General features: G+C 43.8%; 27 protein-coding genes and 1 pseudogene. 9 read left to right on the forward strand and 19 right to left on the reverse strand.

From position 1 onward, the window contains the following. Positions 1-13: 13 nt before the first annotated feature. Entirely contained in the window at positions 14-643 is a 630-nt protein-coding gene (locus ACX0G9_RS12315; RefSeq protein WP_459065210.1) for a hypothetical protein, read from the reverse strand. Between the two features lie 645 nt (positions 644-1,288). After that, complete coding sequence (locus tag ACX0G9_RS12320; RefSeq protein ID WP_459065211.1) at positions 1,289-2,452, reverse strand: ATP-binding protein; 1,164 nt, start codon at positions 2,450-2,452, stop codon at positions 1,289-1,291. Between the two features lie 281 nt (positions 2,453-2,733). Here ACX0G9_RS12320 and ACX0G9_RS12325 point away from each other — a divergent pair, with 281 nt between their 5' ends. Then, complete coding sequence (locus tag ACX0G9_RS12325) at positions 2,734-2,871, forward strand: hypothetical protein (RefSeq protein ID WP_459065212.1); 138 nt, start codon at positions 2,734-2,736, stop codon at positions 2,869-2,871. A gap of 164 nt (positions 2,872-3,035) precedes the next feature. On the opposite strand, the gene ACX0G9_RS12330 is transcribed toward ACX0G9_RS12325, so the two are convergent. From ACX0G9_RS12330 to ACX0G9_RS12360, 7 genes are all read right to left on the reverse strand, one after another. After that, positions 3,036-3,734 carry a hypothetical protein gene (locus ACX0G9_RS12330; RefSeq protein ID WP_459065213.1) on the reverse strand — a complete coding sequence of 233 codons (699 nt, stop codon included), beginning with the start codon at positions 3,732-3,734 and terminating at the stop codon, positions 3,036-3,038. A gap of 758 nt (positions 3,735-4,492) precedes the next feature. Continuing rightward, positions 4,493-4,924 carry a VOC family protein gene (locus ACX0G9_RS12335; RefSeq protein ID WP_459065214.1) on the reverse strand — a complete coding sequence of 144 codons (432 nt, stop codon included), beginning with the start codon at positions 4,922-4,924 and terminating at the stop codon, positions 4,493-4,495. 51 nt (positions 4,925-4,975) lie between these two features. After that, positions 4,976-5,176 (reverse strand): helix-turn-helix transcriptional regulator, encoded by a 201-nt coding sequence (locus ACX0G9_RS12340; protein WP_459065215.1) that lies wholly within the window; start codon positions 5,174-5,176, stop codon positions 4,976-4,978. A 2-nt stretch (positions 5,177-5,178) separates the two neighbouring features. Further along, on the reverse strand, positions 5,179-5,613 hold the full coding sequence (locus ACX0G9_RS12345; RefSeq protein ID WP_459065216.1) for a hypothetical protein: 435 nt from the start codon (positions 5,611-5,613) through the stop codon (positions 5,179-5,181). Positions 5,614-5,696: 83 nt separating this feature from the next. Continuing rightward, positions 5,697-6,251 (reverse strand): dihydrofolate reductase family protein, encoded by a 555-nt coding sequence (locus ACX0G9_RS12350; protein WP_459065217.1) that lies wholly within the window; start codon positions 6,249-6,251, stop codon positions 5,697-5,699. A 355-nt stretch (positions 6,252-6,606) separates the two neighbouring features. Continuing rightward, positions 6,607-7,365: an SDR family NAD(P)-dependent oxidoreductase gene (locus tag ACX0G9_RS12355; RefSeq protein WP_459065218.1), complete on the reverse strand. Its 759-nt coding sequence runs from the start codon at positions 7,363-7,365 to the stop codon at positions 6,607-6,609. Positions 7,366-7,470: 105 nt separating this feature from the next. Next, the gene (locus ACX0G9_RS12360) at positions 7,471-8,241 is read right to left on the reverse strand and encodes an SDR family oxidoreductase (protein WP_459065219.1); all 771 of its coding nucleotides are present in this window, start codon (positions 8,239-8,241) and stop codon (positions 7,471-7,473) included. A 152-nt stretch (positions 8,242-8,393) separates the two neighbouring features. On the opposite strand from ACX0G9_RS12360, the gene ACX0G9_RS12365 reads away from it, so the two are divergent. Then, complete coding sequence (locus tag ACX0G9_RS12365) at positions 8,394-8,705, forward strand: winged helix-turn-helix transcriptional regulator (protein ID WP_459065220.1); 312 nt, start codon at positions 8,394-8,396, stop codon at positions 8,703-8,705. An 8-nt stretch (positions 8,706-8,713) separates the two neighbouring features. Here the strand turns inward: ACX0G9_RS12365 and ACX0G9_RS12370 are convergent, their stop codons facing one another. Further along, positions 8,714-9,598, reverse strand: a complete 885-nt coding sequence (locus ACX0G9_RS12370) for an NmrA family NAD(P)-binding protein (RefSeq protein WP_459065221.1) — start codon at positions 9,596-9,598, stop codon at positions 8,714-8,716. Between the two features lie 96 nt (positions 9,599-9,694). Here ACX0G9_RS12370 and ACX0G9_RS12375 point away from each other — a divergent pair, with 96 nt between their 5' ends. Next, positions 9,695-10,666 carry a GlxA family transcriptional regulator gene (locus ACX0G9_RS12375; protein WP_459065222.1) on the forward strand — a complete coding sequence of 324 codons (972 nt, stop codon included), beginning with the start codon at positions 9,695-9,697 and terminating at the stop codon, positions 10,664-10,666. Positions 10,667-10,762: 96 nt separating this feature from the next. On the opposite strand, the gene ACX0G9_RS12380 is transcribed toward ACX0G9_RS12375, so the two are convergent. The 3 genes from ACX0G9_RS12380 to ACX0G9_RS12390 all read right to left on the reverse strand — a co-directional run bounded on the left by ACX0G9_RS12380 (position 10,763) and on the right by ACX0G9_RS12390 (position 12,278). Further along, positions 10,763-11,059, reverse strand: a complete 297-nt coding sequence (locus ACX0G9_RS12380) for a DUF416 family protein (RefSeq protein WP_459065380.1) — start codon at positions 11,057-11,059, stop codon at positions 10,763-10,765. A gap of 388 nt (positions 11,060-11,447) precedes the next feature. Further along, complete coding sequence (locus ACX0G9_RS12385) at positions 11,448-12,044, reverse strand: UPF0158 family protein (RefSeq protein WP_459065223.1); 597 nt, start codon at positions 12,042-12,044, stop codon at positions 11,448-11,450. Between the two features lie 33 nt (positions 12,045-12,077). Beyond that, complete coding sequence (locus ACX0G9_RS12390; RefSeq protein ID WP_459065224.1) at positions 12,078-12,278, reverse strand: DUF4241 domain-containing protein; 201 nt, start codon at positions 12,276-12,278, stop codon at positions 12,078-12,080. A 298-nt stretch (positions 12,279-12,576) separates the two neighbouring features. Between ACX0G9_RS12390 and ACX0G9_RS12395 the strand changes: the two genes are divergently transcribed. Beyond that, on the forward strand, positions 12,577-13,527 hold the full coding sequence (locus ACX0G9_RS12395; RefSeq protein WP_459065225.1) for a T9SS type A sorting domain-containing protein: 951 nt from the start codon (positions 12,577-12,579) through the stop codon (positions 13,525-13,527). Between the two features lie 81 nt (positions 13,528-13,608). Next, a complete protein-coding gene (locus ACX0G9_RS12400; RefSeq protein ID WP_459065226.1) occupies positions 13,609-15,156 on the forward strand; it encodes a c-type cytochrome in 1,548 nt (515 codons plus the stop codon). A gap of 47 nt (positions 15,157-15,203) precedes the next feature. Here the strand turns inward: ACX0G9_RS12400 and ACX0G9_RS12405 are convergent, their stop codons facing one another. The 6 genes and pseudogenes from ACX0G9_RS12405 to ACX0G9_RS12430 form a co-directional block, all read right to left on the reverse strand. Further along, positions 15,204-15,419 (reverse strand): hypothetical protein, encoded by a 216-nt coding sequence (locus ACX0G9_RS12405; protein WP_459065227.1) that lies wholly within the window; start codon positions 15,417-15,419, stop codon positions 15,204-15,206. A 153-nt stretch (positions 15,420-15,572) separates the two neighbouring features. Beyond that, entirely contained in the window at positions 15,573-15,737 is a 165-nt protein-coding gene (locus tag ACX0G9_RS12410; protein WP_459065228.1) for a hypothetical protein, read from the reverse strand. A 253-nt stretch (positions 15,738-15,990) separates the two neighbouring features. Then, on the reverse strand, positions 15,991-17,319 hold the full coding sequence (locus tag ACX0G9_RS12415; RefSeq protein ID WP_459065229.1) for a vanadium-dependent haloperoxidase: 1,329 nt from the start codon (positions 17,317-17,319) through the stop codon (positions 15,991-15,993). 147 nt (positions 17,320-17,466) lie between these two features. Continuing rightward, the gene (locus tag ACX0G9_RS12420) at positions 17,467-18,363 is read right to left on the reverse strand and encodes a helix-turn-helix domain-containing protein (protein WP_459065230.1); all 897 of its coding nucleotides are present in this window, start codon (positions 18,361-18,363) and stop codon (positions 17,467-17,469) included. A 63-nt stretch (positions 18,364-18,426) separates the two neighbouring features. Further along, a pseudogene (locus tag ACX0G9_RS12425) lies at positions 18,427-18,858 on the reverse strand (3-keto-disaccharide hydrolase); the annotation flags it as partial. 45 nt (positions 18,859-18,903) lie between these two features. After that, positions 18,904-19,785 (reverse strand): LysR family transcriptional regulator, encoded by an 882-nt coding sequence (locus ACX0G9_RS12430; protein ID WP_459065231.1) that lies wholly within the window; start codon positions 19,783-19,785, stop codon positions 18,904-18,906. An 87-nt stretch (positions 19,786-19,872) separates the two neighbouring features. Between ACX0G9_RS12430 and ACX0G9_RS12435 the strand changes: the two genes are divergently transcribed. The 4 genes from ACX0G9_RS12435 (at position 19,873) to ACX0G9_RS12450 (ending at position 24,556) form a co-directional block, all read left to right on the forward strand. Next, entirely contained in the window at positions 19,873-20,592 is a 720-nt protein-coding gene (locus ACX0G9_RS12435; protein ID WP_459065232.1) for a M24 family metallopeptidase, read from the forward strand. Positions 20,593-20,849: 257 nt separating this feature from the next. Beyond that, a complete protein-coding gene (locus ACX0G9_RS12440; protein ID WP_459065233.1) occupies positions 20,850-22,376 on the forward strand; it encodes an alpha-L-arabinofuranosidase C-terminal domain-containing protein in 1,527 nt (508 codons plus the stop codon). Positions 22,377-22,424: 48 nt separating this feature from the next. Further along, on the forward strand, positions 22,425-23,543 hold the full coding sequence (locus ACX0G9_RS12445) for an alpha/beta hydrolase-fold protein (protein ID WP_459065234.1): 1,119 nt from the start codon (positions 22,425-22,427) through the stop codon (positions 23,541-23,543). Between the two features lie 50 nt (positions 23,544-23,593). After that, positions 23,594-24,556, forward strand: coding sequence for a glycoside hydrolase family 43 protein (locus tag ACX0G9_RS12450; protein WP_459065235.1), 963 nt, complete (start codon positions 23,594-23,596; stop codon positions 24,554-24,556). The last annotated feature ends 71 nt before the right edge of the window (positions 24,557-24,627 follow it).

A 24,627-nucleotide genomic window follows, 5' to 3' on the forward strand; every position in this document is an offset into this window, starting at 1 on the left:
TTTCTTACCTCACTTACTGTCCTGAGGCAAATGTAAGCCCTCCAACGTTCCATTCAAAGATGCTCCGGATCGTATGCCTACGCGGATAGATACCCAGTCCGTCGAAGGATTTTGCCCAGGCGATACTGCCCTGCTGAGTATATTTTACGAGATAGGGGAAGGTATAAGGGGGAGTACCGGAACTCCAGCGATAGCCGGGAGCAAGGACGCCGCCGTCACGGGTCTTGGTGATATAGTCGACTCCCAGCCCGGTGTTATTTGTCTCGCTGGTCAATATGTGTCCCATGGTGTCGATGCAAGCCGATGCCCCGAGCGGGCGAGCCGATCTCCCGGTCACCAGTTTCCCCGCCACCGCTTTACCGACTGCCACGGCCTTTCCCATTGCGAAGGCGCCAGTTTGTGCAGGCTTTGGCCGTCTTAGTGCGGAAGCCGCATTTTGAGCAGGCATCGGCTGCCGTCCGGCAGCAGGTTGCACCGGCCGGCCGCCGTTCTCGTTAGCTCCCATCGTCTTCTGGAAATAGGCGGCACTATCTCCTCGAATAGGTGAAAAGAAAGGTCTTGGCCTATTGACAGGTGGCGCCTGTGCAAGACAGGACAGGGTAAGCAACAAAATGGCACCAAGGATAAGCCAGGGTTTGGTCATTGTACGATTGGTTCAGGGTAACAGCGCCCAAAATAGTATAAATCAATGAAAGTTCGACATTTGTCCATCTTTCCCGATCATATTTTACCTTTTTTTACGAAACCGGCTACCAGAGCGGTTTTTACGGTTCGAAAAGTTAATTTCCTTCGCAGAGGCTTCCGTTCAACGCAGGCTGTGAAGTCTTCTTCTACAAATCGTTTTTTAGCTCGGTCTATCATTCGCATGCTCACTTTTAATACCCGGCAGATCTCCTTATAAGATATCTTTTCCCCATACTTCCCCTCGCCGATAATTAACCAAAGAAATGTGGGGTATCTATTAAATGATGTATGTCTGGGTCTGACCCTGATGCGCCTACTTTCTTCATTTAAAATAAGGTACTTACGCTAGCATAGGGCATTAAGAAGTCATCTATGACGACGTTTGAAAAGTCGGTTGACTCTTTACAAATCGCACGTAACTGGGTGAAATTTGGCATGGAACTTATTCTTATTTGGGTGCCAAGTTAAGGATAACGAATAACTTATATTCTAATTATTTAATCTGCTGTTGTTTATAGTAGGAAGGCGAGAAAAAAACGCCACCAACTTATCTAGTTCGGTAATAAAATGGTTCGATGTGATCGGCAATTACGACTCAGTTATTTTAATCTGAAATATTTTTCCAGCTAACTATATTGTACTGTGACCTTTTCTCATTTTCTGTTCCGCCATAGATCAGTGTTTTACTTACATTAGCGGGCTCAGCGAGTTTTTCAAAGTGGTTCAGTTGTTTAAACAAAGCTGTACTTATGGTCTGAGTCGACTTTATTTCGAAAATCGAAAAGCCTGGTGTCTCTTTTATCAATAGATCAACTTCATGAGCACTGCTATCTTGCCAGAAATAATAATCCTGGTGAAGGTATAAATGATGATTCTTTTTCTGGTATTCAGCCACGATCATGTTTTCAAATACATGGCCTTTCAGACTGGTTTCTTCTAATTCAGCAGATGTTCTTATTCCCAGTAAATAATTCAGTAGGCCTGTATCATAGAAGTAAAGCTTGGGAGTTTTGATTAACCGCTTGTTGAAATTTTGATGATAGGGCTGTAAAAAGAAAATAATGTAACTGCTTTCCAAAAGCGATAACCATGCTTTTGCTGTATTGTGAGAAATATCGCATTCATTGGCCAACGCACTATAATTTACTAATTGGCCAGCTCTGCCAGCACATAAGCCTACGAATGTCCTGAATAATTTCAAATCCCGTATATTCAATAATTCAGTTACATCCTTTTCAATGTAGGTTTGAATATAGTTGGAATAGAAAACCACGGGGTCTATATCCCTGTCAAAAATGGCCGGATAAAAGCCCTTAAGGCTGGCTAACGTAGGTGTAGCCTGCAACAAATCGACAGATTTTAGTTCAGTGAAATCTAAAGGAAGCAGCTTGAACAATGCGACCCTTCCTGCCAGGGTTTGAGTGATGTTATTGAGCAGGTGGAAGTTTTGTGAACCTGATAATATAAATTGTCCCATCTGTCCGGATTCATCCACTCTGCTCTGTATATATGAAAACAGTTCCGGTACCCGCTGAACTTCATCGAAAATAACTTGTCTATCATACAGGTTTAGAAAACCAATGGGGTCTTCGGATGCGAATGAACGAGTGTTGGGGTTTTCAAGTGAAACGTATCTGTAATCCTTAAAGAGCGTTTTTAACAAAGTTGTTTTCCCGGATTGCCTGGGTCCGGTAACGGCAAGCACCGGAAACTTTGATTGCTGAGCTTCAATGATGGGGGCTATCCGTCTGTGAATAAATCTGCTCATTTGGGACCAAATTGTATGTGAAATCCGATTAAAAATTGCCAATTTGCATATAAAATATATGCAATTTACACATAAAAAATTGCCAATTTACATGAATTTTATTGCCAATTTACATACAATTCAACGCGACATTATTATTCTTTAATAATCAATCAGTTATGATACAAAATTTGAAAAACTCGGCCACCCCATTTTAGGATCACTGGAGGCTTGAGGCTGGAAGTAATCTTTCTTTCTTTCAAAAAATTACGGACGTACTTGATCAAGACGAGATACCCTACATGCTCTCGGGCAGTATAGCATTGGGTATATACACTGTTCCGAGAATGATCAGGGATATCGATTTTGTCATTCACCTGGAAGCGAAAAACCTCGATCTTTTTGTGGATAGTTTCAAGGAAGCTTCGATGGCTGCTTAGACCATACCATAGGGGCTCCCGATAAGGAATTATTTGATTTTTATATCAACAGTAGAATATAAAAGAAAATGGTCACTCTATTTTTTACTCTGTTTTTTGAAACCCGCTTTCACAGCGGGTTTATTTAGTTCGAAATACATCCCTTACATGTCAAAGTTTGGTGGTCAACAGATCATCAACAACCTATTCTGTCCGGATTTTTCCTTTGGTGCACGGTGAAGACAAGGAGAAACTTGACTTTCAGGATGATCAACCGCCAACCTCCATAGGTGACCAAGGCCTAAGCTTATTGGACGTGCATCAGGTTTAGCTTGATAGTGTAGATCAAAGAAATGTTCACTTAAGAATGATTCAAAACCTTCATCTGCTCCATGATATAGTTTTTTAAGTTCATCACGTATCTCTGGAATAAGTACTTTTTTTTTGCCTTGTGAATTTGGCAATATTTCACTCGACTCGCCATAGTAGGTGCATAAAAAGGTATCAATTGGTATGGGGGAGCGATCTACATGAAAAGAATAAACATCTGTTGGAAAAAATGGGTAGGTGTCATCCCGATCATAGTAGTTAATCACATTAAGGATTGGCGATGCGCCATGATCTTTCAATACTTTAAAGTCATTTAAAAGAATTTCACGTGCAAGTTGCCCTTGTACACTTAACTGAAGTTCACGAAGTTCCTCTTGTTCAATTGCTGTTATATTTCCGCTTAGCTTTACCTTTTTAACAATCTCAGAAAAATCACCTATCAGTTTACGAGTCCAACAAATCGCATTTATTTTTCCATTAAAAGGCGTAGAAACAAGGTCTTGAAAATTCGTGACATAGTAAATTTGTTTCTCAGCATGAGATAAATCCATCATAATAGTTAATGTAAACTCATTTGATAACGAAGTATGGGAATTGAAGCCGGTCAAGCATTTTTTCTCTCACTGTTTAACGTAGTGAAGAACAACACATCCTGACTTGAGAGTCTTTGACTCAACAAGTTTCAATGGTAATTTCGCCTGAATTACGCGAAATCGTCGATCTTTTGTCTTCAACCTTATCCAGCGAACGGGAAAAACACTTATCGGTGGAGGCAAATACCTGCGCAAATTCGATTTCCTCTGCATCTCCGGACTTATTTTTTGCGATATCAGGCCAATAGGGAACCATCAATTGATAGGTGGTGATGCGGGTTCCGACGAAGTCGGGACGAGGCTTTTTGGGTAACCGAGCGAAGCGATGGTTACGACCGAGATGGGCCGTGGCAAAGCAGGCCCACTGAAGGTCAGCAGAGCTACAGGATCACAGGAGGCCGGGGGCCGGAAGTAATCCTCTCTTCCCGACACATAGATTGGCAAAGCCTCCGCGACAGCGGAGGTTTTTGCTTTTTGAGAAGGGCGCGTCGCTTGCTCGAAAGGGGACGGCGAAAAAAAGCAAGACATCCCGAAAGACGCTAAATCGTATGGCTCTAAAGGATAAATCGGTACTGGTTGAATGTAGTTAAGTATATGCATTGTCTAAAACTATAAAGAAAGGTCCTGGGAAATTGAATGTGTGTTTTTCTCCCAATGATCCTGTAGGTTTTTCGTGACACATTGTAAAGTGCCATATTTCAATTACTTATGGCCTTTTATTATTTCTGTTTTTTAGTCAAAAAATTATCCAAAGCTTCCTTGCTTAATAGCTTTTCAATAAGCCAATGATGTCCAAACGGGTCTTTGATCTCTCCCTGCCGATAACCATACTCATAATCGGTAACCGTCGACAACAACGTGGCCCCAGCAGTCACCGCTTCAGCAACTACCGCATGTACATCCTGTACGCTCAAGCCGATTGTCACCGTGGTACAGCCTGCTTTATCCGGGCTTAAATGTCGGCCGTCTTTACTTTCTTCATGCAGACGAAACACAAGGTCGTTAATAGTAAATGCTGCCACATGCACAGAGCCATCCGGGTTGTCAAGCCGCCACAATTGAATGGCCCCAAAAGCTGTTTTATAAAATTCAATATCCGTTACGCCACTGCCAATTGATAGCACTGGCACAAATTTGGTTTTTGATTCCATTTGGATTATCCTCCATTTTTAGTGATTCGCTGTTTTAAAATCAGGACTGCTTTAATCTCCTTCTTCCAATATAAAAATTGTTTCCAAAGGCTTGCTGAATATCCTTGCTATTTTTAACGCCAGCACGGTTGAGGGTATATATTTATTGCTTTCAATCGAATTGATAGTTTGCCGGGATACTCCAACCTGGTCGGCAAGCTCTGCTTGTGTTATGTTTTTTACAGCACGTTCTATGCGAATAGTATTCTTCATTTCTACTCCTCCTGGCTTAATGATCGATTCAGACGAAAAATAGCCCACCTGAAGCAAATGATAAAAAAGATAAGCGGAACCCATAAGTTGAGCTCCAGAATATGCGCGGTATCATTGAAAAAAACAAGACTAATGATTAGGATCAGGTAATTGATACAGATGGCCCAACGCAGGCAATAAAGCCGTATATATCCTATTTGTTCGTCTTCAATCCTATCCCTGGCAAAGGCAACAAAAAATAAGCCCAGTGTCATTAGTAGGGTGGTACCTGTAAAAAAGAGATGTTCGCCGCTAAAAAGGCCGCTGCTTCCTGCAGGATTGTCAAGTGGGTTGATCATTCCATTCTTTCTGCCGATTATCGTTATAGGAACATGGGCAATGACCATCCCCCAACCCAGATAACGACACCAGTAGGGAAATAAGATATGCCGTTTCATTTTATGTAAAGTTTAGTTTACTAAATGTAAAACAAACTTTACATAGCACCAAATATAATATCCTCCTGTCCCAGATTTTTCTTTTACTGTTTCACGTAGTGGAGCACCACAGACCCTGACTTGAGAGTCTTTGACTCAACAAGTTTCAATGGTAATTTAACCTGCAGGCTTATGCCATCCAACAAGCGTCTCCCTTCGCCTGCAATGACCGGCTGAACCACAAAAATAAACTCATCAACCAGACCAAGCTCTATAAGTTGCGACGGAAGGTCTACACCGCCGAGCAGGATATATTTACCCTGTTGCTGTTTCAATTTCAGTATTTCGCCCTGAAGTGAATTTCGCGCAATCGTCGATCTTTTGTCTTCAACCTTATCCAGCGAACGGGAAAAAACAAGCTTATTGGCGGAGTCAAATACCTGGGCAAATTCGATTTCATCTGCATCTCCTGACTTGTTTTTTGCGATATCAGGCCAATAGGGAACCATCAATTGATAGGTTATCCGCCCATAGACAAGCAGGTCAGCGCCCCGAATGAGGTCTGCAAAGAATTCAAGTATGTCTTCACTTCCAGTCCCTTTAGTGTGGTCGACGCAGCCATCAATGGTAAGGTTGATGGAGTAGATTAAATTCCTCATTCGATTGAGTTTAGTTTTAATTTCTTTCAGCCCTGGTAATGCTGATCATTTTTTAAGGATTTATGAATATAAAGATAAAAACCGCTTCGCTTCAATATAAGGCTAGAATAGGACATTGTTAGGGTGTGGTTGCGCCAAAATCGCCATCGCTTTCTGACTTTTCTATGAATTGGGCTAATGGGTATATAACAAAAAAGGGGTGCCTTGGCTAAAACTCTTAATAAAAAAATCCCTGCTTCCGGAAGAAACAGGGATTTGAAAGAAACTTATCCTTTTGAAACAATTGTTTTAGTGCGTAGTTGGTGAAACCACCGTCAACCAATAATTCCGCCCCATTGTCTTTCATTTTTTTTGACTAAAAACCATACATACCACCCGAAACGGAAATTTGCTCTCCCGTAATCCAAGCTGCATCATCGGAAGCAAGAAATACAGCAGCTTTCGCAATATCTTCGGGCTGACCTCTACGACCAAGCGGTGTTTTGGAAATAAACATTGTTTCATACTCACTGCCAGTGGTGACGCCCGCACTACGTGCACCTTCTGTTTCCGTAGCGCCCGGCAAAATAGAATTGATACGAATGTTTTTTGCACCCAGTTCTTTGGACAAAGAAATTGTTATAGCATCTAATGCCGCTTTAGATGCAGAATATAACGAGGCTGCCGGAAGAGGCATTTTGCTTGCAGCCGAACTGATATTAATGATATTCCCACCCTTATCGCTAAACAGTTTCAAAGATGCCTGCGTAGTAAGTATAGGCCCCAAAACATTGACGTTGAAAGACTGATGAAAAATTTCTTCTGATATCTGTTCAATAGGTGCGTATCCTTGAAAGACCGCGTTGTTTACTAAAATATCCAACCTGCCGAAAGCCTTCTTTGTTTCTTCAAACAGCCTGGTTACATCGGCTTCTTTCGAAACGTCGGCCTGTACCGAAATGGCTGTGCCTCCATTATCGGTTATGGCTTTCACCACTTTATCCGCTCCTTCTTTGCTTGAAGCATAATTTACTACAACCTTTGCGCCTTCAGCGGCAAAGTGTTTTGCGATAGATGCGCCTATTCCTTTTGAAGCACCTGTTACAATCGCTACTTTGTTTTTTAATTTATTCATGAGTTCTTTTATTTAAGATTTGAGCGACCAAGTTAGATAGCTTGCTCGCTGATATAATAATCGCGGGAATATTCTATTGCCGGTTTAATGCAGTTGGTGATAAGTTTATTTCACGGAGAAGGAATTAGCCATACCGCCGTCCACTAAGATATCGGCGCCTACGATGAAAGATGAATCGTCGGAGGCTAAAAATACAGCCGTTTTTCCGATCTCAGCCGGAGTACCTTGCCTGCCAAGCGGCGTAAGATCTATATAAATTTGCTTCACCTGGTCCACCAGATCCTGCGGTACCATCTTTCCAAAAACCGGCGTATCAATTGAGCCAGGCGAAATGGTATTCACCCTTATTCTCCTTGATAATAAATCGAGCGATAAGCCTCTGGCCAATGAAATAACGGCCGCTTTTGCAGCGGCATATATCGTCGCTCCGGGTGCAGCCCGATGTGCGGCGTTCGACGCGATCAGTATAATGGAAGCGCCGTCATTTAAATAAGGAAGCGATTTTTTTACGGTGAAATAGGCGCTTTTTAAATTCAGGTCCATATAGCGATCGTAACCTTCTTCCGTTACATCGGTTATCGCCATCAAGGGAATCCCGTCCACAACGCCACCTGCATTCACTACCAATGCGTCTATCTTCCCAAACTTATCGGCCGTAGTCCTAAACAGGTTCTCCAGGTCATCAAGATTTGTTACGTCTCCTTTTATACCTATAAAATTACCACCCAGGGTTTCAACAGTGCTGTTCAACGTAGTCTTATTTCTTCCGGCGATGGCACCGACTGCGCCTTCGTTTTTAAATGCTTCAGCAATACCAAACCCGATACCGCTATTGCCGCCTGTAATCACGGCAACCTTGTTTTTCAGTTTACTCATTTTGAAATCATTTAATTATTTAATGACACAAAAGTAGACTTGAAAAGTTATTATTAGTAACTTAGTGCTGTAAAATAACAGTAACACAGATGTAACAAAGTAACATTATGAGGTGTAAAATAGAAGAGTTTCAACAGGAACAAAAGAAAAGAATGAGAGCCGTTCAAGATTCAATGGATGTGCTGAACGGGAAATGGAAGATCTCTATTATTTCGTCTATTTGCTGTTACGGTAAAAGGCGATTTACCGATATTTTGAATGATGTGGATGGAGTTTCCAACAGAATGTTGAGCAAAGAATTAAAGGAATTAGAAATAAACCGGTTGGTAAAACGAACCGTTTTAGATACACAACCCATAACGGTTCAATATGAGCTTACGGAACACGGCAATACACTACAAACCATAATCACGAATCTTACAGATTGGGGAATGGCACACCGAAAAAAGATAGTCGGGAAATAAGATACTTTTCATACTTGCCTAAATCTACTGGCATATTGATTGGCAAATTGCTTAAAGGTGGTTGGCGATAGCTTGAAAACCTGGTGTGCGGCGATATCAACGATGGCTTCCGGGTGCCTGCAACGCTCAGCAGCCTGTTCCGCCAGTGCTTCAATAAAATAGGACGGCAAACCGGCCCCTTTCAGCATTTCGCATCGTTCCTCCCAACTGACCGGCACATAACGCAGCGACTTGCCAACTACAATAGAAATGATGGCCGCTATGTCTGCCATTCCCAGCGCTTCCGGTCCCGTGATCCGAAACGATTCACCTTCATGCCCGCCTTCTATTAGCAGTGCAGCTATAACCTGTGCCACATCCTGCAGATCCACCGGTGACATCCTGATCTGTTCCAGTGGCAGACGAAGCTCTCCCGTACGAAGGATGCCGGCCGCTTCGCGCAGGTATACCTGCATAAACTGACTGGGCCGAACATGGGTCCACTCCAGCCCGGAATTCTCCAGGTAGTCTTCAATCTGCTCATGCTCCCGGGTAAAGCGGAATCGTTGCGGGTCATAGCCTAGCTGTGACTCCTCGCCCGAAAATTTAATAACGTGGCGCACACCCGCTTCTTTACAGGCATCAATAAAGCTATGCTGGGTTTCCACCATCTGGTCATTGGCGGATGAGATGAGCACCGCCCGATCTATTCCTTCCAGTGCTGTTTTCAGGCTTTCTTTCCGAAGCATGTCCCCCTGGAAGATCTCAATACCAGGATAATGATTAAGAAAGGTTGCTTTGGCCGCATCACGCACCAGCGCCCGTACGGGTTGACGTCTGTCGCTTAGCGCCTGTAAGATAAGGGAGCCGCTAAGGCCGGCAGCACCACTGATCAGTATGTTCGTATTTTTCATAAAGGCAAAATTATAACGTTGGTCAATTAATCATAGGGGGTACATTTAGCATTCTAAGGGGTTGTTTGTACAGTGTCTTCCTGTTACCTTAGCCAAATGAAGGAAGTAACATTTTTAGTCGTAGACGGAGTGCTTAAACCGAGTTCTCTGTTCGGCGCTATCGAAGTGTTTGAGAAAGCCAATGAGTTTCACCGGAGCAAAGGAGAACAAGCTTATTTCCAGATACGGATTGCCGGTACGAACCTGCGGCAGCCGCTGCTCAACGGGTTCTTCAGCCTGCAGGTAGCGCAACTCAACGATACCGACAAGCCCGGTCTGATCATTCTGCCGGGTTTTGGCGAGCGGGACGATTATGCGATTTGCAAAAGTCGCGAGGCCCTTGATTGGGTAGTCCGGCAATACCATGCCGGCGCGGAAGTAGCCAGTCTGTGCACCGGCGCCTTTTTGCTGGCAGCGACCGGCTTGCTGGAAGGGAAGTCCTGTGCCACACACTGGAAGGCGGAGGGTAATTTCCGTCGGCTGTTTCCTGAACTGGATCTTCATACCAATAAGATCCTTACTGACCAGCAAGGGATATATACAGCCGGCGGTGCGGTTTCGAGCCTGAACCTGGCGCTTTACCTCGTTGAAAAGTACAATGGCCGGGAGGCGGCACTCTATTGCGCAAAGGTGCTGGAGATCGATATCGACCGCAACTCGCAGTCGCCATTTATGCTCTTCGAGGGCTTGAAGGATCACAAAGATGACACTATCCGTACCGTACAGGATTATATTGAATTGCATCTTGGCGACCGGCTGACGGTGGATGAACTCGCTGGCCGTTGTGCGATGGACCGGATCAATTTTTCACGTCGTTTTAAGAGGGCGACCCAATTATCACCCGCAGATTATATTCAGCGTATAAAAATGGAAGCCGCCAAGCGGCAGTTTGAATCTACGCTGAAACAAATCACCGAAGTGATGTATGAGGTGGGATATGCCGATGTGAAAGCTTTCCGCAGCACTTTCAAAAGGATAGCAGGTATTACACCTGCCGGGTACCGGAATAAGTTTAACAAAGTCACTTAATGCCACCTGGATTTCAAAAGAGCGGGCATTCGACGGAAATCCTGATTGATTGTCAATTGATTAAAAGCAGTTCAACCATATTTCGGGCAGTTATTTTTATAGAGTCTCATTTATCAAATAATTCCTGGTTTCGATTATGCCAGGATGATTGTCTATTTGCTCTTCGGTTAAATTATCGTTTTCCTCTTGAATCTTAAAATCAATTGTGTCTGTCAGGCAGGTACCAACATGATAAATATCAATTGGATCCTTATCAATTAAGAACTGCAATGAATAGGATATTGCTACGCACGCATTCAATGCATATGAACCCATGTATTCGCCATAATCATCCGTATCAGGGGTTATAGCTTCAATTCTTAGAAGCATATCCTCGATTTTAGCCTTGTCAATTTAAATATTCCGCGATTGTTCGCATAATTTAATCGCCTCTTTCAATAAATCGGGATTGCCCCACTTGTAGCGCGAAAAAAATGCCTCGTAATCAGGAAACAATCTCTTGCAGATTGTTATTGCTAATTCTATTTGCCTCTCATAAGACAGTATATAAACCTGATTTTTAAACGTGGAAATAAAGTCTTGATATTTTAATAGCATTCTAAAAGTTTTGTCCTTCTCGTGGATGCAAATATTTCTTCGGCTAAATATTTGTCAATAGGCAATGTGTTTATATATTCTCTTGAAGAGTCCATGTTTAATGCTTGCTTGTATTATAAACTTTCTAACTCGCTAAAATATTCTATTCGATTGTTATTAGTAAAATTTGTATTACCTCTATCGATTACCAGAACTTCCACCACGACTTTTTTGCTGGCTTGTTATCGATTCCATTAGGTTTCCTAACATCTAAGGTCATTTTCAGCATCTTCTTGTCAGTCCAAAGAGTACATGTTTCCCAATCTATATTATGGAGGTTGAAGAATAAGTCAATTTTAGTTTGAATAAAATCGTATTTGAATTCCTGCCAGCTAATACTTTCTTCTGGTGAAAGCATGCCATTAAAGTCCAAATTTGTTCTTCCATTTTCAGCATCGATGATTTTTAGCAATTCAGAGTTATTCGAATAAGTATGACTGCCCAAGAATGTTTGCATTACCTCTTTTCTTTCTTCTATTGTTAATCTCGGGATTGATAAAATGAAATTCGAGTTATCCTCTTGCCTATCAATTCTTTCAGATAGACTGTCAAGTTCTTCCTTTGAATAAGGAGAATTTGAATAAACTTCAGTTGAGTTTTTGTCTGTCAGAAAATAATCGGTTATAAAGACAGAGTAGAACTCGCCGTTTCGACTATCAAAATAATAACTCTCGTTGATTCGGTCAACTGGTTCTGCAAATGCGATTTGCAGCCAACTCTTGATTTCATTTAAACTGTTCATAAAAAGGTAAAAATACATATTCTGGTAGCTGCATCAATTTATTACTGCGAAATCGGTTACTAACCTACAAATGCTTCCCGTTAAATCAGTACCAACATATGTTACATAATTTTCATCTCCCCATCCAGATTTGAACGTTGCGACGTTCATCGTATTTCTTTCCCCAAGAAGCCAATCCCAGATATGTTTTATTGTTCTCCATTTTCGTAACAGACCAGTGGATCGCCCCGCCATCCCATCGTATGAGGCTGAACGGGCAATTGTATGGTTTCTCTAAAAAATTTCATCTGGTTTTAAAATTAATACCTTAACGTTTCCTGGTATAAAGAAAATGTGTAAAGTGATGAGATGCAAATGTATTTTCATTCAAAATAATGGGAAAAGTTCATTTTATATCAGATAGATTGGCAAAACGCCTTAATTCAACTTCAAATCGGTTTCAGCTTCAATTTTGGCATTAACCCTCCCATAGAATTCTTTCAATCCCTTATGCAATCTTCCTTTCCCCGCATCTTATAACAAACCTCTATGTATGCCCAAATCCGTGCAGATCCACATTCCAACTCCCTGCCAGGAGCAGTGGGCGACCATGCAGCCGGCCAAGAAAGGCCGGCATTGCGCGGCCTGCCAAAAGACCGTCGTGGATTTCACGGCAATGAGTGACCCGGAAATTTTGCGCTACCTGGCCAAGGCCGGCTCCCATGTCTGTGGTCGGTTGACACCGGATCAGGTGAACCGAAAGCTAATGCCGTTTTCTCCTCCGAAAATGAACCGGTTGCCGGGATGGCCCTGGTTGTTGGCAGGACTATTGCTGAGGCCCGATGAGTCGGGACTTCACTGTCCCACTAAGCCAGGGACCCAGGAGTACCGGCCGAGGCCAAAAGCAGTGGATGCCGGTGACGCTATTTTCGGAAACCTGGTCCTGGCAGACTCCGGGCATGTTCCGAAGCCGGTAGATTCGGTTTCACAAGAACGTACCCTAATCGAGGTTGCCACGATTCAGGAAACCATGGGCGCCATTGGCGTGACCGTCATGGATTCCGTTTGTGAACCGGAAGATCCTCGCCTGGACACCACGTTGTTGCCGAAGGCCAGCTCTTTAGGCGAGCCTGAAGATAGTCCGGGCATGCAGGGAGGTATAGTTGCTACGCGCATCGGTCTGGTAGATTCATTCAAGCAATTCTTGGCCGATACGCTGATCACCTTGCAGCTTTTGCCGAGAACAGTACTTTACATTTACCCCAATCCGGTAACCCGGGGAACCAATTTTCACCTCTCCTGGCAGACGGGGCCGGGGATCTATCAGGTTGCCCTGTTTAATATCACGGGGACGCTCATCCAGGAGCGGGTGGTGGTAGTGAGTAGCTCGTCACAAGTGGACAGCTGGGAGATGCCGGGTGGGATAGCTGCCGGTGTTTATATCCTCCGGGCAGTGCGGTCGGGGAATGGGAGGGAATATACGCAAAAATTGGTAGTGGATTAAACCGTCACAAAGGACTTAACGAGCACCTAGCCGTCTTTTTTTATGTAACTTTATTGGCTATTAACCTAAACGATCTCCCCTATGCGAAAATATGTTCTATTTCTATTACCAGTAGCTATCCTAATGTATAGTTGCACGCAACAGCCTGCCCGAAAAAACGGTATCGGCGAGGACAAACTTCCCGCTACCATCTATACCATTGATCTTTCCAGGGATACCCTGCTGCGGACGGCCCAGGGAGCATTCCTGAACATTCCCCAAGGCGCCATCGATGCCGATAGCGCCTCGATTATCCAGCTGGAAATTAAAGAGGCGTATTCCATGGCCGACATGCTGAGGGGAGGATTGATAACGCGTAGCGATGGGCAGCCGCTGAGCAGTGGGGGTATGATCTACATCAATGTAGCGGGAGGAGCAACCGTCCGCTTGAAAAAAGCAATAGTGGTATCCATCCCTACCGACAGGCTTCAAGAGGGTATGCAGGTATTCAAAGGGAATAAGGACAGTAAGGGGGTTATCAACTGGACGAACCCGGTTCCGCTAACCGATAGCCGGGAGTCCAAAGCGATAGCCGAAGGCAAAACGATCTTTATCTCTAATTGCGCAAGCTGCCATAGCATGGGCAATTCGATAACGGGGCCGGCTCTGGCTTTTTTACCCGAAAAGCGCAACCGGCAATGGCTGGTCAATTTTATCCGTGATAATAGGAGTATGCTAGTCTCGGGAGACCCATACAGCCGCTGCTTGTTTGAGCATTATAATAAAACAGCGATGCCGCTATACCCGAACCTGGACGATGGTGCAATGAACCGGCTTTTCCGTTATATCGATAACGAAAGCAAAGGGCTCGACAGGAGTACGGTTCGGGATTATAAAAGCGCTTTCGACAGCTGTATCCTGTATAACAGGCTAAAGGATTCATTGCAAGGTATAAGACGGGCGTTGATATCGGGCAACGGTGCCCAGGTGGAGTTGAAAAGGGTCGATCCCGCCGGTACAAGTACTGTCGTTGAGGGACCTGCGGGGCCCGGAAGAGCTCTTCCCCCGGATAGGGTTGAGCCGGTAACCCATTCTGCGGTATACTACCAGTTCAGGATCGAAACCGTCGGATGGTATAATATCGATATCCTGATGAAAGGATTGCCGGGTTACGAGGATAGCGAACTCATGGTAAGACTACGGGGATCCTATAAAGAAAGCGTGACTTTGTTCCTGGCGATCCCCGCTGCAAAGATATTGCTCGAAGGAGGACCCCTGGACAGTCAGGATACCTATGGATTTTGGAAGAAGGACGGTAGGCTACCGCTGCCTCAGGGCACAAGGGCATATATTATCGCCATGGGGGAATACAAAGAACAGGTCGTTTTCGGGATAACAAATTTTATCACGGGCCGGCAGCAGTCTCCGGACCTGACCCTTTCCCTGGTAACGAAAGCACAAATGAATGAAGCCCTACTGGGGCTTTCCATGGATAAATTGTCTGTCACGGCCACAGACTCGAAGAATGCGGTGCAGATTCGCGAGGCAGATAAGAAACTCGCAGGTCTCGAACGGTATAAGCCTCTGGACTGGGATTGTGGATGTGGAATGCCTGTACAAGTAGAAAGAGATACTACGGACCATTACTGAAGGCCATGGCTTGCTCGCAACATAATGACAAATTATCTCCCTATTCATTACAGGCTGTTTTCCTTTTCTTCCAGTTCGTCAATGTGTTGTTTGGCACCTTCCAGCCCCTCTTTATCGTATATGGATCCTTCGTAGTGCTCATCCATCTCAGCGTTGTAGTCGACCGGATCCTCTCCCAGATAAATTTTAATGATGTCTTTTCCAGGCGATGAAAATGTTTTTATCGTATAGCCTTTATAAGTTACTGTGGATTTTAATTCCATATGCTGTGGTTATGAAATAAAGGTAATATTTTCTAAACCGCCGGCCGCGTCGTAAAGGGCATTTGAATAGCGACAAATGAAGCGAAATCATGAACTTCTGCAAGTGAGAAAAAGGCCAATGCTATTAATTGAAATTGTATAAGGGAGAAGAATTCACGCTGGACGAAAACCCGCTTTTGTCAAAACTTCTTTGACCTTTTTTATCTTGTCAGGAAAATTCGCCTCCGTTGCAGGATGATAGGTCTTTGTGACCATCACAACAGTAGGAGGATTTTTTTTAGCCCTTTTACGGGTAGTATTTTTCTTTATAACTGACATAATGCGAAGTTAAATAATTCTTTTCACTAGAAAAACCTCATAATCAGCCTTCTCCTCCGGATTGAATTCGACTTCAGTATCCAATCTGGGGTTTGTCTTCCGGAATAAAGGGATGAATTTTAAGGTTTTTGCGTTTGGAGCGGAGTCGCCGAACTTGTTCGGGCGGCGGTTAAAGCTAATGCCAGACAATATAGTTTTTCAACAAAAAAGTGCCCCTGAAAATTTCAGGAGCGCTTTGCCTGCAATTTTGCATTCAATAGTTTTTCGGTGCCGGTCTTCTATTACATAACGCATTTACCAGGGCGCCAATCTGTCTTCCCTGGGCTATTCCCAGCATGATGGAAGGGCCATAATGTATCCCTCCCAGCAATCGTGAACGACCTGCTTCCCTGGCATACGCATCAAAGGAATCAAATGAGCGAGTTCCAAGTGTCGTTTCATAGGTATGATCTGAGAACGCATAGTTTTTACCAAAGATATTTTCCAGCACGGTTGCGCTTGCTCCCGACACAACCGCATGGGCCGCGGTATACTCAGGATGAGGAGGCGTGGGGATCACGCTATTCCATAAGGGATGTAACAGCACACTTCTGATATAGGTGATGGGCCGCAACAGATTATATTGATACTTGGTACTAAATACAGAAATACTGGCATCATACATGGCAATCCCATGTAAGGCATACGCTTTTGCAGCACTTTGCAGATCCAGCCGGTTCAAGGTGATCAACTGAGTGATAATATTGGTAGCATGTGCAGGTACGTTAAGACTGCCTGGGACATCTGCCCAGAACTTTACAATGACTGTATCTTCGTGCGTAAGGGATAACGAGATGGTGTACAGTTCATTGACCATATTGTAGAAGGGGGAGCCGGTCTCAGTGGAGTAGGCTAAAGGTGGCGGCGGTTGGGTTAGTGCGGCGATATTGGGTACAAAGGAGCGGTTCTTTCCCCAATAAGGATGTACCGGCGGACCAAAAAGAGGGGGCGTGGGAACCCATTTACCTTCACCCGTTGGCGGTAGATAATCGGGGAACGTAATGTGATGGTAAGCCTGATCACCGCCATCCGTTTTGGACCATTCGAAAATGGCCTCGGCTGTTGCACGTCCAAAGTCCACGGACTTTTTTACCAGCACCGGGTCGACTAAGGATTGAAATTGTCCGGCAAAGAGTTGTTCCAAAGAATCGATGGATGCCAGGCCGGCCGGTGTGGCATTGCCAAAAAGATCTCTTGCGATGGCAGCCATCGCAGCGTTGGCAGAAGCGGGCCAGAAAAGAGATTTGTCGGCAGATGTATTCAGCACCGGGGCGTTGCTTAACAGTGGAAGCAAAGAGGCCTCTTTTCCGATACCAGGTGCAATTGACTCATAAAGTGTGAGTCCGGTGTATCCAAACAACCGGTCGGACACAATAGAATTAAAACCCGGTGTTGTCAGGGTCAGCCGGATATTTAATTTCATCCAGGCGACAGCTACCTCATTGGGGTATCTATCAGGCTGTGGCGCCTGATAACCGGGTTTGCTACAACTCATTGACAAAAGCACGCCTATGGAAATTAATCCGATCATGAACTTTTTCATAATATAAGTAATTATACGGTGAAGGAAAAATGAAATGCCGTGAAGCAACACGTCACCGTAAAAATAAAGGCAGGCAAAAAAAAGGAGCTGTCTGTATGGGTCTTAAATCTGTCTAAATGGTTCAAACTTTAGTAGCTAGTATTAGAATTAGACCAGCGGTGGCTGTGGCGAGAGCCATACAGTCGCCTGCTTGCGGTATTGAAGGGGGGGAGCACCGAACTGTTTCTTGAAAACCCTGCTGAAATGGGTGCTATTTTCAAAGCCGCTCTCAAAGGAAATATCGTTTATCGCTTTATCGGAAGTATGCAGCAGTTTCTGGGCATAGATCAGTCGTTTATTAAGCAGCCATTGACTGGGTGGGAGACGGTATACCTTTTGGAAATCCCGTTTAAATGAGGAGAGGCTCCGGTTGCACAATTTTGCATAATCGTTCAGCGTCAGATTATAGTAACAATTGGCCTCAATGATTTTTTCGAGGTTGTCCGGATCGCCTGTCAGCAGTGTCTGCAGATAAGCATTTAATTCGTCATTAGCCGGATTTGAAACAATGTTGAGCAATAACTCGCGAAATTTCAGTTCCAGCAAGTCCTCGGGAGGTCGGATACCTGACGTAAAATAAGGCAATACTGAGTTATAATAGGCCTTCATCACCTGATTTACTTCGATTGGGATCACCGTCTCAGTCGGACCATCAACGAGTTGCATATTATGACGAAGGGAGGGAACACCTGAAAGGAATGATCTCAGATAAGAGTCAGGTACAAAAAATGCCATCAGGCAAAGAAGATCTTCGGAAAAACGTTCTATAATGCAGGCCCCTTTTTTTACAAATACAGCAGAACCTTCTTCAAGGATCCAGGAACGGCCCGGTGTATGAAATCCCTTATTACCCGTTACCGCGTATAGCAGATAATTGTGTTGCGACCAGCAGTCCTGCTTGCATACCAGTAAAGGACAGTCATAGTATATAAACAATAACTCTTTATAAGCAAATTGTTTAAATATCTCAGGTTCGGCAATTACCTTTTCATAGTAGTTGTTCATGTTCAGCTGGGAATAACTAAATATATCGAAAATATCAAACAACCATCGTTTAAATTGCCAACTTTAAAGTTCTTTTACATACTTCGCTTTCACGTCGATAACCGTATATCTCTGCCTGCCGTGGCAAAGCTGGAGGCCTATATTGCCCTCTAAAAAGCCTTCGCTATGAAGAATGTCGATAGTTTTAATGCCGTTCAGCCATGCCTGTATATGGTGGCCTTTTGCGATGATATAATAGTGGTTCCATTCATTGGCTTTTACAACTTTTGCAGCCAGTGAATCGGGGTATTTTAGAACCATTTCTGCGCGGCCCTCTTCCCAAAGCGAGCCCCAGTAACCTTTACCCATGTCTATTTGGTAGCCGGGTACAATATCGAAACTGGCCGGATGTAGCCGGATACAAACACCAGAGTTTGCTTCTTCGTTACCCGTCATTTTAATCAGCACGTTCAGTTCAAAATCCGTATAGATTTTTTTGGTATAGCCATAGTGATGCTGATCCTGCCCCTTACTTTCGCCATGTCCAAACCGCCTGGGCCGTCAACCATTTATAATTTTCCGGATCAACTTCAGGATTTGGATATGTTCGAGTTCGGTGTTGTCATTCCACAGGCAGACCGACTGGGCTTTTTGGGGAATCTTGTTCATTTCAATAAATTTTATGGCGAGGTTTTGGCCGGACAGCGATGCCTTTGGTTCTATGGTGATCCCCAAGCCGGCTTCTACTAACCGAAACGCCGAATTTACGGAGGAGGTGTGGTGGACTACATTCGGGAAAAAGCCCGCGTCAAGACAAATGGACTTCACCGTGTGCAGGTAGCCGCTGCCCTCGACTTCATGAGGAAGGATGAATTTTTCATGGGCAAATGCGGCGATGTTCCTGAATTTTTCTTTTGGGAGCGGGTAAGTTTTTGGGAGAACAAGGACAAAGAGGTCTTCAAAGAAGACTTCGCTCTTGAGGTTATCCGGGACGATGGGATTGGTTGCGAAACCGATGTCTATCTTTTGTTCAGTGAGATCTTTGTACTGCTCGTTGTTGCTCATTTCTCTCAGGATCGTTTGTACGTCGGGGAATTCGGCATGGATGGCCTTGATTATTTTGGGGAGGATCATTTGTACGATGGAATGAGTATAGCCTATCCGGATCTCGCCGGCCAGGCCGTTGTGGATCTGGCGGGTTCGATCAATGGCGTGTTCGAGTTGGTCGATGGCTTGTTGAGCAGCCTTCTTAAAGAAGACGCCCGCGGGAGTGAGAGCGACGTTCCGTTTGTTGCGTTTGAAGAGGGGCGCGCCGATGGACCGCTCCAGGTCTTTTATTTTGCGGCTGAGCGCGGGCTGTGCTATTGGAATCTGTTCCGAGGTCTTTGTGAAGTGTAAGGTTTCGGAAAGTCGTATAAATGTCTTTAGTGTTTGAATATCCATTTATGTATATTTTGTTATTAATAGATACAAATTAAGTATTTATTGGTATTAATTGATTTTGTTTATTTTGTATTAAAATGAAGTCATATGAATCTGCCCAATACGTTAAGTGTAGAAGACGATACGAAATACAAGTTGACCTTTGCTCAGGGAAAGGCGAAAGAATTGTTTGAAGCGATCGGGGAAGGAGGGTTTGTGGTAGCGGGAAAATCCGAGAGTGAGTTGATCGGGGAGATCGTTGGGCTTGCGCGGGAGGGTTTCGGCATCGAAGCGTTCTGGCACAAGAAGATCGTGCGGGCCGGTATCAATACACTGCAGCCATACAGCGGTAATCCGCCGGATCTTGTGATACAGGAAGATGATATCGTGATCGTGGATTTTGGGCCGATAGTTTACGGACATGAGGCAGATGTGGCAAGGACGTTTGTGCTTGGGCATGATCCTTTGAAATTGAAGATCAAACGGGATACGGAGGCTGCATGGCAACAGGCCAATGCATGGTTTGGGGAAAGAAGGGGGGAAGACTGTGAACGCGGGTTAACAGGCGCGGCCTTTTATGAGTATATTATCGGGCTTGCGGCGCGATACGGTTATGAGTACGGCGGGGAGATAGCCGGGCATATCGTCGGGCCATTCCCGCACGAGCAGCTGGGCCCCGGAAATTGGGGGCTGGACATCCATCCGGAGAATCGCCAGGATATGTTTGGGAAAGACTCAGCCGGCAACAGCCGGCACTGGATACTGGAGATGCATTTTATCGACCGCGCGAATGGGGTCGGGGCTTTTTTCGAGCAGTTGTTGACATGAGGGTATTTTTCACTGTCGATATGAACGAGCGAGTCACATTTACGTTCGAACCCATCAAATCAGGGGATTTGATGGGTTTTTTTGTGCCCGCGACGCCGGTCTCCCACCACCAACAACAGCTACAGCCGGACGTTCGTTTCTATCCATAGCAGCATGTTTAAAAATCACCATTGTTGTATTTTGGTAGTTTAGTAGGATCCGCCAGCTTATTTTCAGGACACTTTACTTATAACGATTATCGGACATAAAATATCTATATGAAAAAGCTGGTTACCTTTTTTTTGCTTATTCTTCCCTTTGGCCTGATAGCCCAAACGGCAACAATCAAAGTTGATATTGACAGAACGATTGGGGAAATTGATCCTAAAATATATGGCGTTTTTATGGAACCGATTCAAATTAGCGGAAGGAGAGGCTTGCCTGATTCGCCAGTGATTAATACACTTTATGGTACACTTTACGACCCCTTATCTCCTCTTTCAGATGAAAATGGCTTCAAAAAAAATTATATAGAAGCTATGAGGGAGCTCAAAGTAACAAATATGCGTTGGCCTGGTGGCAATTTTCTGATGGGATATAACTGGCAGGATGGAATTGGTCCAAAAAACCAGCGTCCGGCAAGAATAAACATGGCATGGGGGGGGATTGACAATAACCAGGTAGGGACTGACGAATGGTTTAAGCTTAATAAATCGATAGGTAGTGAAAATATTCTGTGTGCAAACCTGGGGTTGGGTACTATTATGGATGCAGCATACTGGGTGGAATATTGCAATTACAAAAGCGGTACTTTTTATTCGGATTTAAGAATAAAAAATGGGCAGAAAGAACCCTACCATGTAAAAATTTGGGACCTTGGAAATGAAGTTGACGGTAAGCCATGGGAGTTAGGTCATAAAAATGCGGAAGATTATGTTGAAGCAGCAAGGGAGGCCGCAAAAGCAATGAAAGCAATTGACAATTCTATTGAATTTGTAGGTTGCGGTTCTTCCTGGTACAGTCAAAGTGAATGGGATGAATGGAACCGCAAAGTACTTAAAGGGATCGGTGATAAAATTAAATATCTTTCCATTCACAGTTATTGGGAAAACTCCACCGACTATTACAGTTATATTGGCGCCAGTGCCAGGATCTTTGAGGAACGGATTAATATAACTGCAGGAGAAATCAAGGCGGTTTCTGCAACCGAGGGGCTTAAAAATCCCATTTACCTGTCAGTAGATGAGTGGGGAGCTTTTGGCAGAAGTTTTTTGAATGTATTGCCTGTTGCACAATCATTTAATTCTTTTGTCCGTCATGCAGATGTGGTAAAAATGGCCAACTTTACCATGATGACATCCCTGCTGGCAAACGATCCCCAAAAAGGCACTTACAGGTCTCCCTTATTCCATACATTCAAACTTTTTTCAAATAACTGCCTTGGTAAATCTGTTGATACCTACGTGCAATGTGATACTTTCAATACAGAAAAATACAACGGTATCCCTTACCTGGATGTTACTACCACTTTTTCAAAGGAAACCAATACGGTTTTCATTAATGTGGTTAACAGGCATAAAGACAAAGATATCACCGCTGAGATTTTAAGCACTTCAGGTATGTTTTCAGGAAAAGCAGAGTCTACGCTTGTTAGCGAAACAGATTTGGTGAAACCATTTGAATTTGATAAGCAAGATCAATATGTCCCTGTAAAAAAGGTGATTGACATTAGGGATAATAAACTGTCCTGTACATTTCCTTCACATTCCTTCACACAGATTAAGGTAACCATTATCCGAAAATAAATCCGGTGCAATCTATTATTGAAAAAATACAACTCAAAAAATTAAAAAATGAAGGCCAAATTGTTAGCCATAGTTTTATCAATCGCGTTCATAAGCGGCAATAGCGTTGCTCAAACTCAGCCCGCTGTAACCGAAGATTTTAAACCTTCCACGCTTAATCAACCCGGACAGGAATATCCGAAGGTAAATTCGCAGGGCTATGCAAGATTTAAGATTATTGCTCCTTCTGCTGATAGTGTCAGGGTAAGCCTTGGTTTGGGCGGAAGAGGCGGCACCAAACTTGAAAAAGCAGAAGATGGTTCATGGATGGGCACTACCGAAGGGCCGATGGATGAAGGTTTTCACTATTATAACCTAAAAATTGACGGCGGAAAATTTAATGATCCAGGGGCAAAAAATTACTACGGCTCTATTCGTTGGGAAAGCGGTATTGAGATACCTGCGCATGACCAGGATTTTTATGCGTTAAAAAATGTTCCTCATGGAAATGTGCAGCAAATACTTTTTCCTTCTCCAAGTACTAATACCTCACGCCGGGCTTTTGTCTACACACCACCTGGTTATGAAAAAGATATATCAATAAAATACCCGGTATTATACCTGCAGCATGGCTGGGGAGAGGATGAAACTGCATGGAGCAACCAGGGTCATGCCAATCTTATTATTGATAACATGATTGCAGAAGGCACAATAAAACCGTTCATTATTGTGATGACGTATGGAATGACAAACGACGTTAAAATGGGAGGAATAAGGAATTTTAAAATTGATTCCTTTCAAACTGTACTTGTGGATCAACTTATTCCTTACGTTGATGCAAACTTCCGAACAATTGCAAACCAATCACATCGTGCCATGGCCGGCCTTTCGATGGGAGGTATGGAAACGCATACCATAACACTCAACAAACCAGATGTGTTTTCATACTATGCTCTATTAAGTGGTGGCATTTATAGTCCTGAGGAAATAAAAGACAAATCGAAAGTAAAACTTATTTTTCTGAGTTGTGGAAGTAAAGAAAGACCCGATGGCGTCAGGAATGCAGCTGCTGCATTAAAAGCTGCCGGATATAATGCTGTTTCTTATGTTTCTGAAAACACAGCTCATGAGTTTCTTACATGGCGCCGTAGTTTACACGAGTTAGCACCCCTGCTGTTTAAAGATTAAAAGCTATTCTGAATGGATGGAATGAAATTTAACAGAACTAAATTAAAAAAATGAAACTCAAATTTGTAATACTAATTGCATTCACCGGTTGTGTAGCAATTAATAAACTTAAGGCGCAAAACCCTATTATCAGGCATATTTTTACGGCCGATCCTGCGCCTATTGTGTATAATGACACGTTATTTTTATACACGGGCCACGATACAGCCTCTGTTTCGGCAACTAATTACAAAATGCCTGATTGGCATGTGTTTTCAACCACAGATATGGTAACCTGGAAAGATTATGGTGCATTACTTTCTCCGCAAACTTTTTCGTGGGGGACAGGAGATGCTTATGCAGCACAGTGTATAGAAAGAAATGGAAAGTTTTACTGGTTTGTTGCCACTTTTCATAAAAAAGACAGTATCAGTAATGGAGGAGCTGCAATTGGAGTGGCTGTTTCAGACAGGCCAACAGGCCCTTTTAAAGATGCTATCGGGAAAGCACTTATTATCAATGAAATGACCACTGATATGAAGTATGGATGGGATGATATAGATCCAACCGAGTTTATAGATGACGATGGACAGGCCTACCTGTTCTGGGGCAACGGCAGCTGCAAATGGGTAAAACTGAAAGAGAACATGATCGAAATGGATGGACCGATCACAACGTTTAAGCCATTGCATTATATCGAGGGCCCCTGGGTTTATAAACGTAACGGTATCTACTACCTTGTTTATGCAAGCGCTGGTACAAAGCCCGAAATGATTGAATACTGTACCTCTTCCAGCCCGACTGGCCCTTGGTATTATAAAGGTATCATACAGGAAAACGTGCCCAACAGCTTTACCACCCATCCGGGAATAATTGACTACAAAGGGAAATCCTATTTCTTTTATCACAATGGATCATTGCCTACCGGAGGCAGCTACAGGCGGTCTATCTGTGTAGATTATATGAACTATAATCCTGATGGAACTATTCAAAAAATAATTCAAACTACTGCAGGAGTGGGCCCGGTTCATTAATCATCTTTCCGGTATTCACTGGGCGGATTCCGCACACCGGGCGTGGGGATGTTATTTTTACTGTTTAAATT

The organism is Flavitalea flava, assembly GCF_054461575.1.

Excerpts from the sequence above, each read along its gene's own strand:
- ACX0G9_RS12315 (WP_459065210.1), bottom strand. The coding sequence starts at position 643 with ATGACCAAACCCTGGCTTATCCTTGGTGCCATTTTGTTGCTTACCCTG.
- ACX0G9_RS12320 (WP_459065211.1), bottom strand. The coding sequence starts at position 2,452 with ATGAGCAGATTTATTCACAGACGGATAGCCCCCATCATTGAAGCTCAG.
- ACX0G9_RS12325 (WP_459065212.1), top strand. The coding sequence starts at position 2,734 with ATGCTCTCGGGCAGTATAGCATTGGGTATATACACTGTTCCGAGAATG.
- ACX0G9_RS12330 (WP_459065213.1), bottom strand. The coding sequence starts at position 3,734 with ATGATGGATTTATCTCATGCTGAGAAACAAATTTACTATGTCACGAAT.
- ACX0G9_RS12335 (WP_459065214.1), bottom strand. The coding sequence starts at position 4,924 with ATGGAATCAAAAACCAAATTTGTGCCAGTGCTATCAATTGGCAGTGGC.
- ACX0G9_RS12340 (WP_459065215.1), bottom strand. The coding sequence starts at position 5,176 with ATGAAGAATACTATTCGCATAGAACGTGCTGTAAAAAACATAACACAA.
- ACX0G9_RS12345 (WP_459065216.1), bottom strand. The coding sequence starts at position 5,613 with ATGAAACGGCATATCTTATTTCCCTACTGGTGTCGTTATCTGGGTTGG.
- ACX0G9_RS12350 (WP_459065217.1), bottom strand. The coding sequence starts at position 6,251 with ATGAGGAATTTAATCTACTCCATCAACCTTACCATTGATGGCTGCGTC.
- ACX0G9_RS12355 (WP_459065218.1), bottom strand. The coding sequence starts at position 7,365 with ATGAATAAATTAAAAAACAAAGTAGCGATTGTAACAGGTGCTTCAAAA.
- ACX0G9_RS12360 (WP_459065219.1), bottom strand. The coding sequence starts at position 8,241 with ATGAGTAAACTGAAAAACAAGGTTGCCGTGATTACAGGCGGCAATAGC.
- ACX0G9_RS12365 (WP_459065220.1), top strand. The coding sequence starts at position 8,394 with ATGAGAGCCGTTCAAGATTCAATGGATGTGCTGAACGGGAAATGGAAG.
- ACX0G9_RS12370 (WP_459065221.1), bottom strand. The coding sequence starts at position 9,598 with ATGAAAAATACGAACATACTGATCAGTGGTGCTGCCGGCCTTAGCGGC.
- ACX0G9_RS12375 (WP_459065222.1), top strand. The coding sequence starts at position 9,695 with ATGAAGGAAGTAACATTTTTAGTCGTAGACGGAGTGCTTAAACCGAGT.
- ACX0G9_RS12385 (WP_459065223.1), bottom strand. The coding sequence starts at position 12,044 with ATGAACAGTTTAAATGAAATCAAGAGTTGGCTGCAAATCGCATTTGCA.
- ACX0G9_RS12390 (WP_459065224.1), bottom strand. The coding sequence starts at position 12,278 with ATGGCGGGGCGATCCACTGGTCTGTTACGAAAATGGAGAACAATAAAA.
- ACX0G9_RS12395 (WP_459065225.1), top strand. The coding sequence starts at position 12,577 with ATGCCCAAATCCGTGCAGATCCACATTCCAACTCCCTGCCAGGAGCAG.
- ACX0G9_RS12400 (WP_459065226.1), top strand. The coding sequence starts at position 13,609 with ATGCGAAAATATGTTCTATTTCTATTACCAGTAGCTATCCTAATGTAT.
- ACX0G9_RS12405 (WP_459065227.1), bottom strand. The coding sequence starts at position 15,419 with ATGGAATTAAAATCCACAGTAACTTATAAAGGCTATACGATAAAAACA.
- ACX0G9_RS12410 (WP_459065228.1), bottom strand. The coding sequence starts at position 15,737 with ATGTCAGTTATAAAGAAAAATACTACCCGTAAAAGGGCTAAAAAAAAT.
- ACX0G9_RS12415 (WP_459065229.1), bottom strand. The coding sequence starts at position 17,319 with ATGAAAAAGTTCATGATCGGATTAATTTCCATAGGCGTGCTTTTGTCA.
- ACX0G9_RS12420 (WP_459065230.1), bottom strand. The coding sequence starts at position 18,363 with ATGAACAACTACTATGAAAAGGTAATTGCCGAACCTGAGATATTTAAA.
- ACX0G9_RS12430 (WP_459065231.1), bottom strand. The coding sequence starts at position 19,785 with ATGGATATTCAAACACTAAAGACATTTATACGACTTTCCGAAACCTTA.
- ACX0G9_RS12435 (WP_459065232.1), top strand. The coding sequence starts at position 19,873 with ATGAATCTGCCCAATACGTTAAGTGTAGAAGACGATACGAAATACAAG.
- ACX0G9_RS12440 (WP_459065233.1), top strand. The coding sequence starts at position 20,850 with ATGAAAAAGCTGGTTACCTTTTTTTTGCTTATTCTTCCCTTTGGCCTG.
- ACX0G9_RS12445 (WP_459065234.1), top strand. The coding sequence starts at position 22,425 with ATGAAGGCCAAATTGTTAGCCATAGTTTTATCAATCGCGTTCATAAGC.
- ACX0G9_RS12450 (WP_459065235.1), top strand. The coding sequence starts at position 23,594 with ATGAAACTCAAATTTGTAATACTAATTGCATTCACCGGTTGTGTAGCA.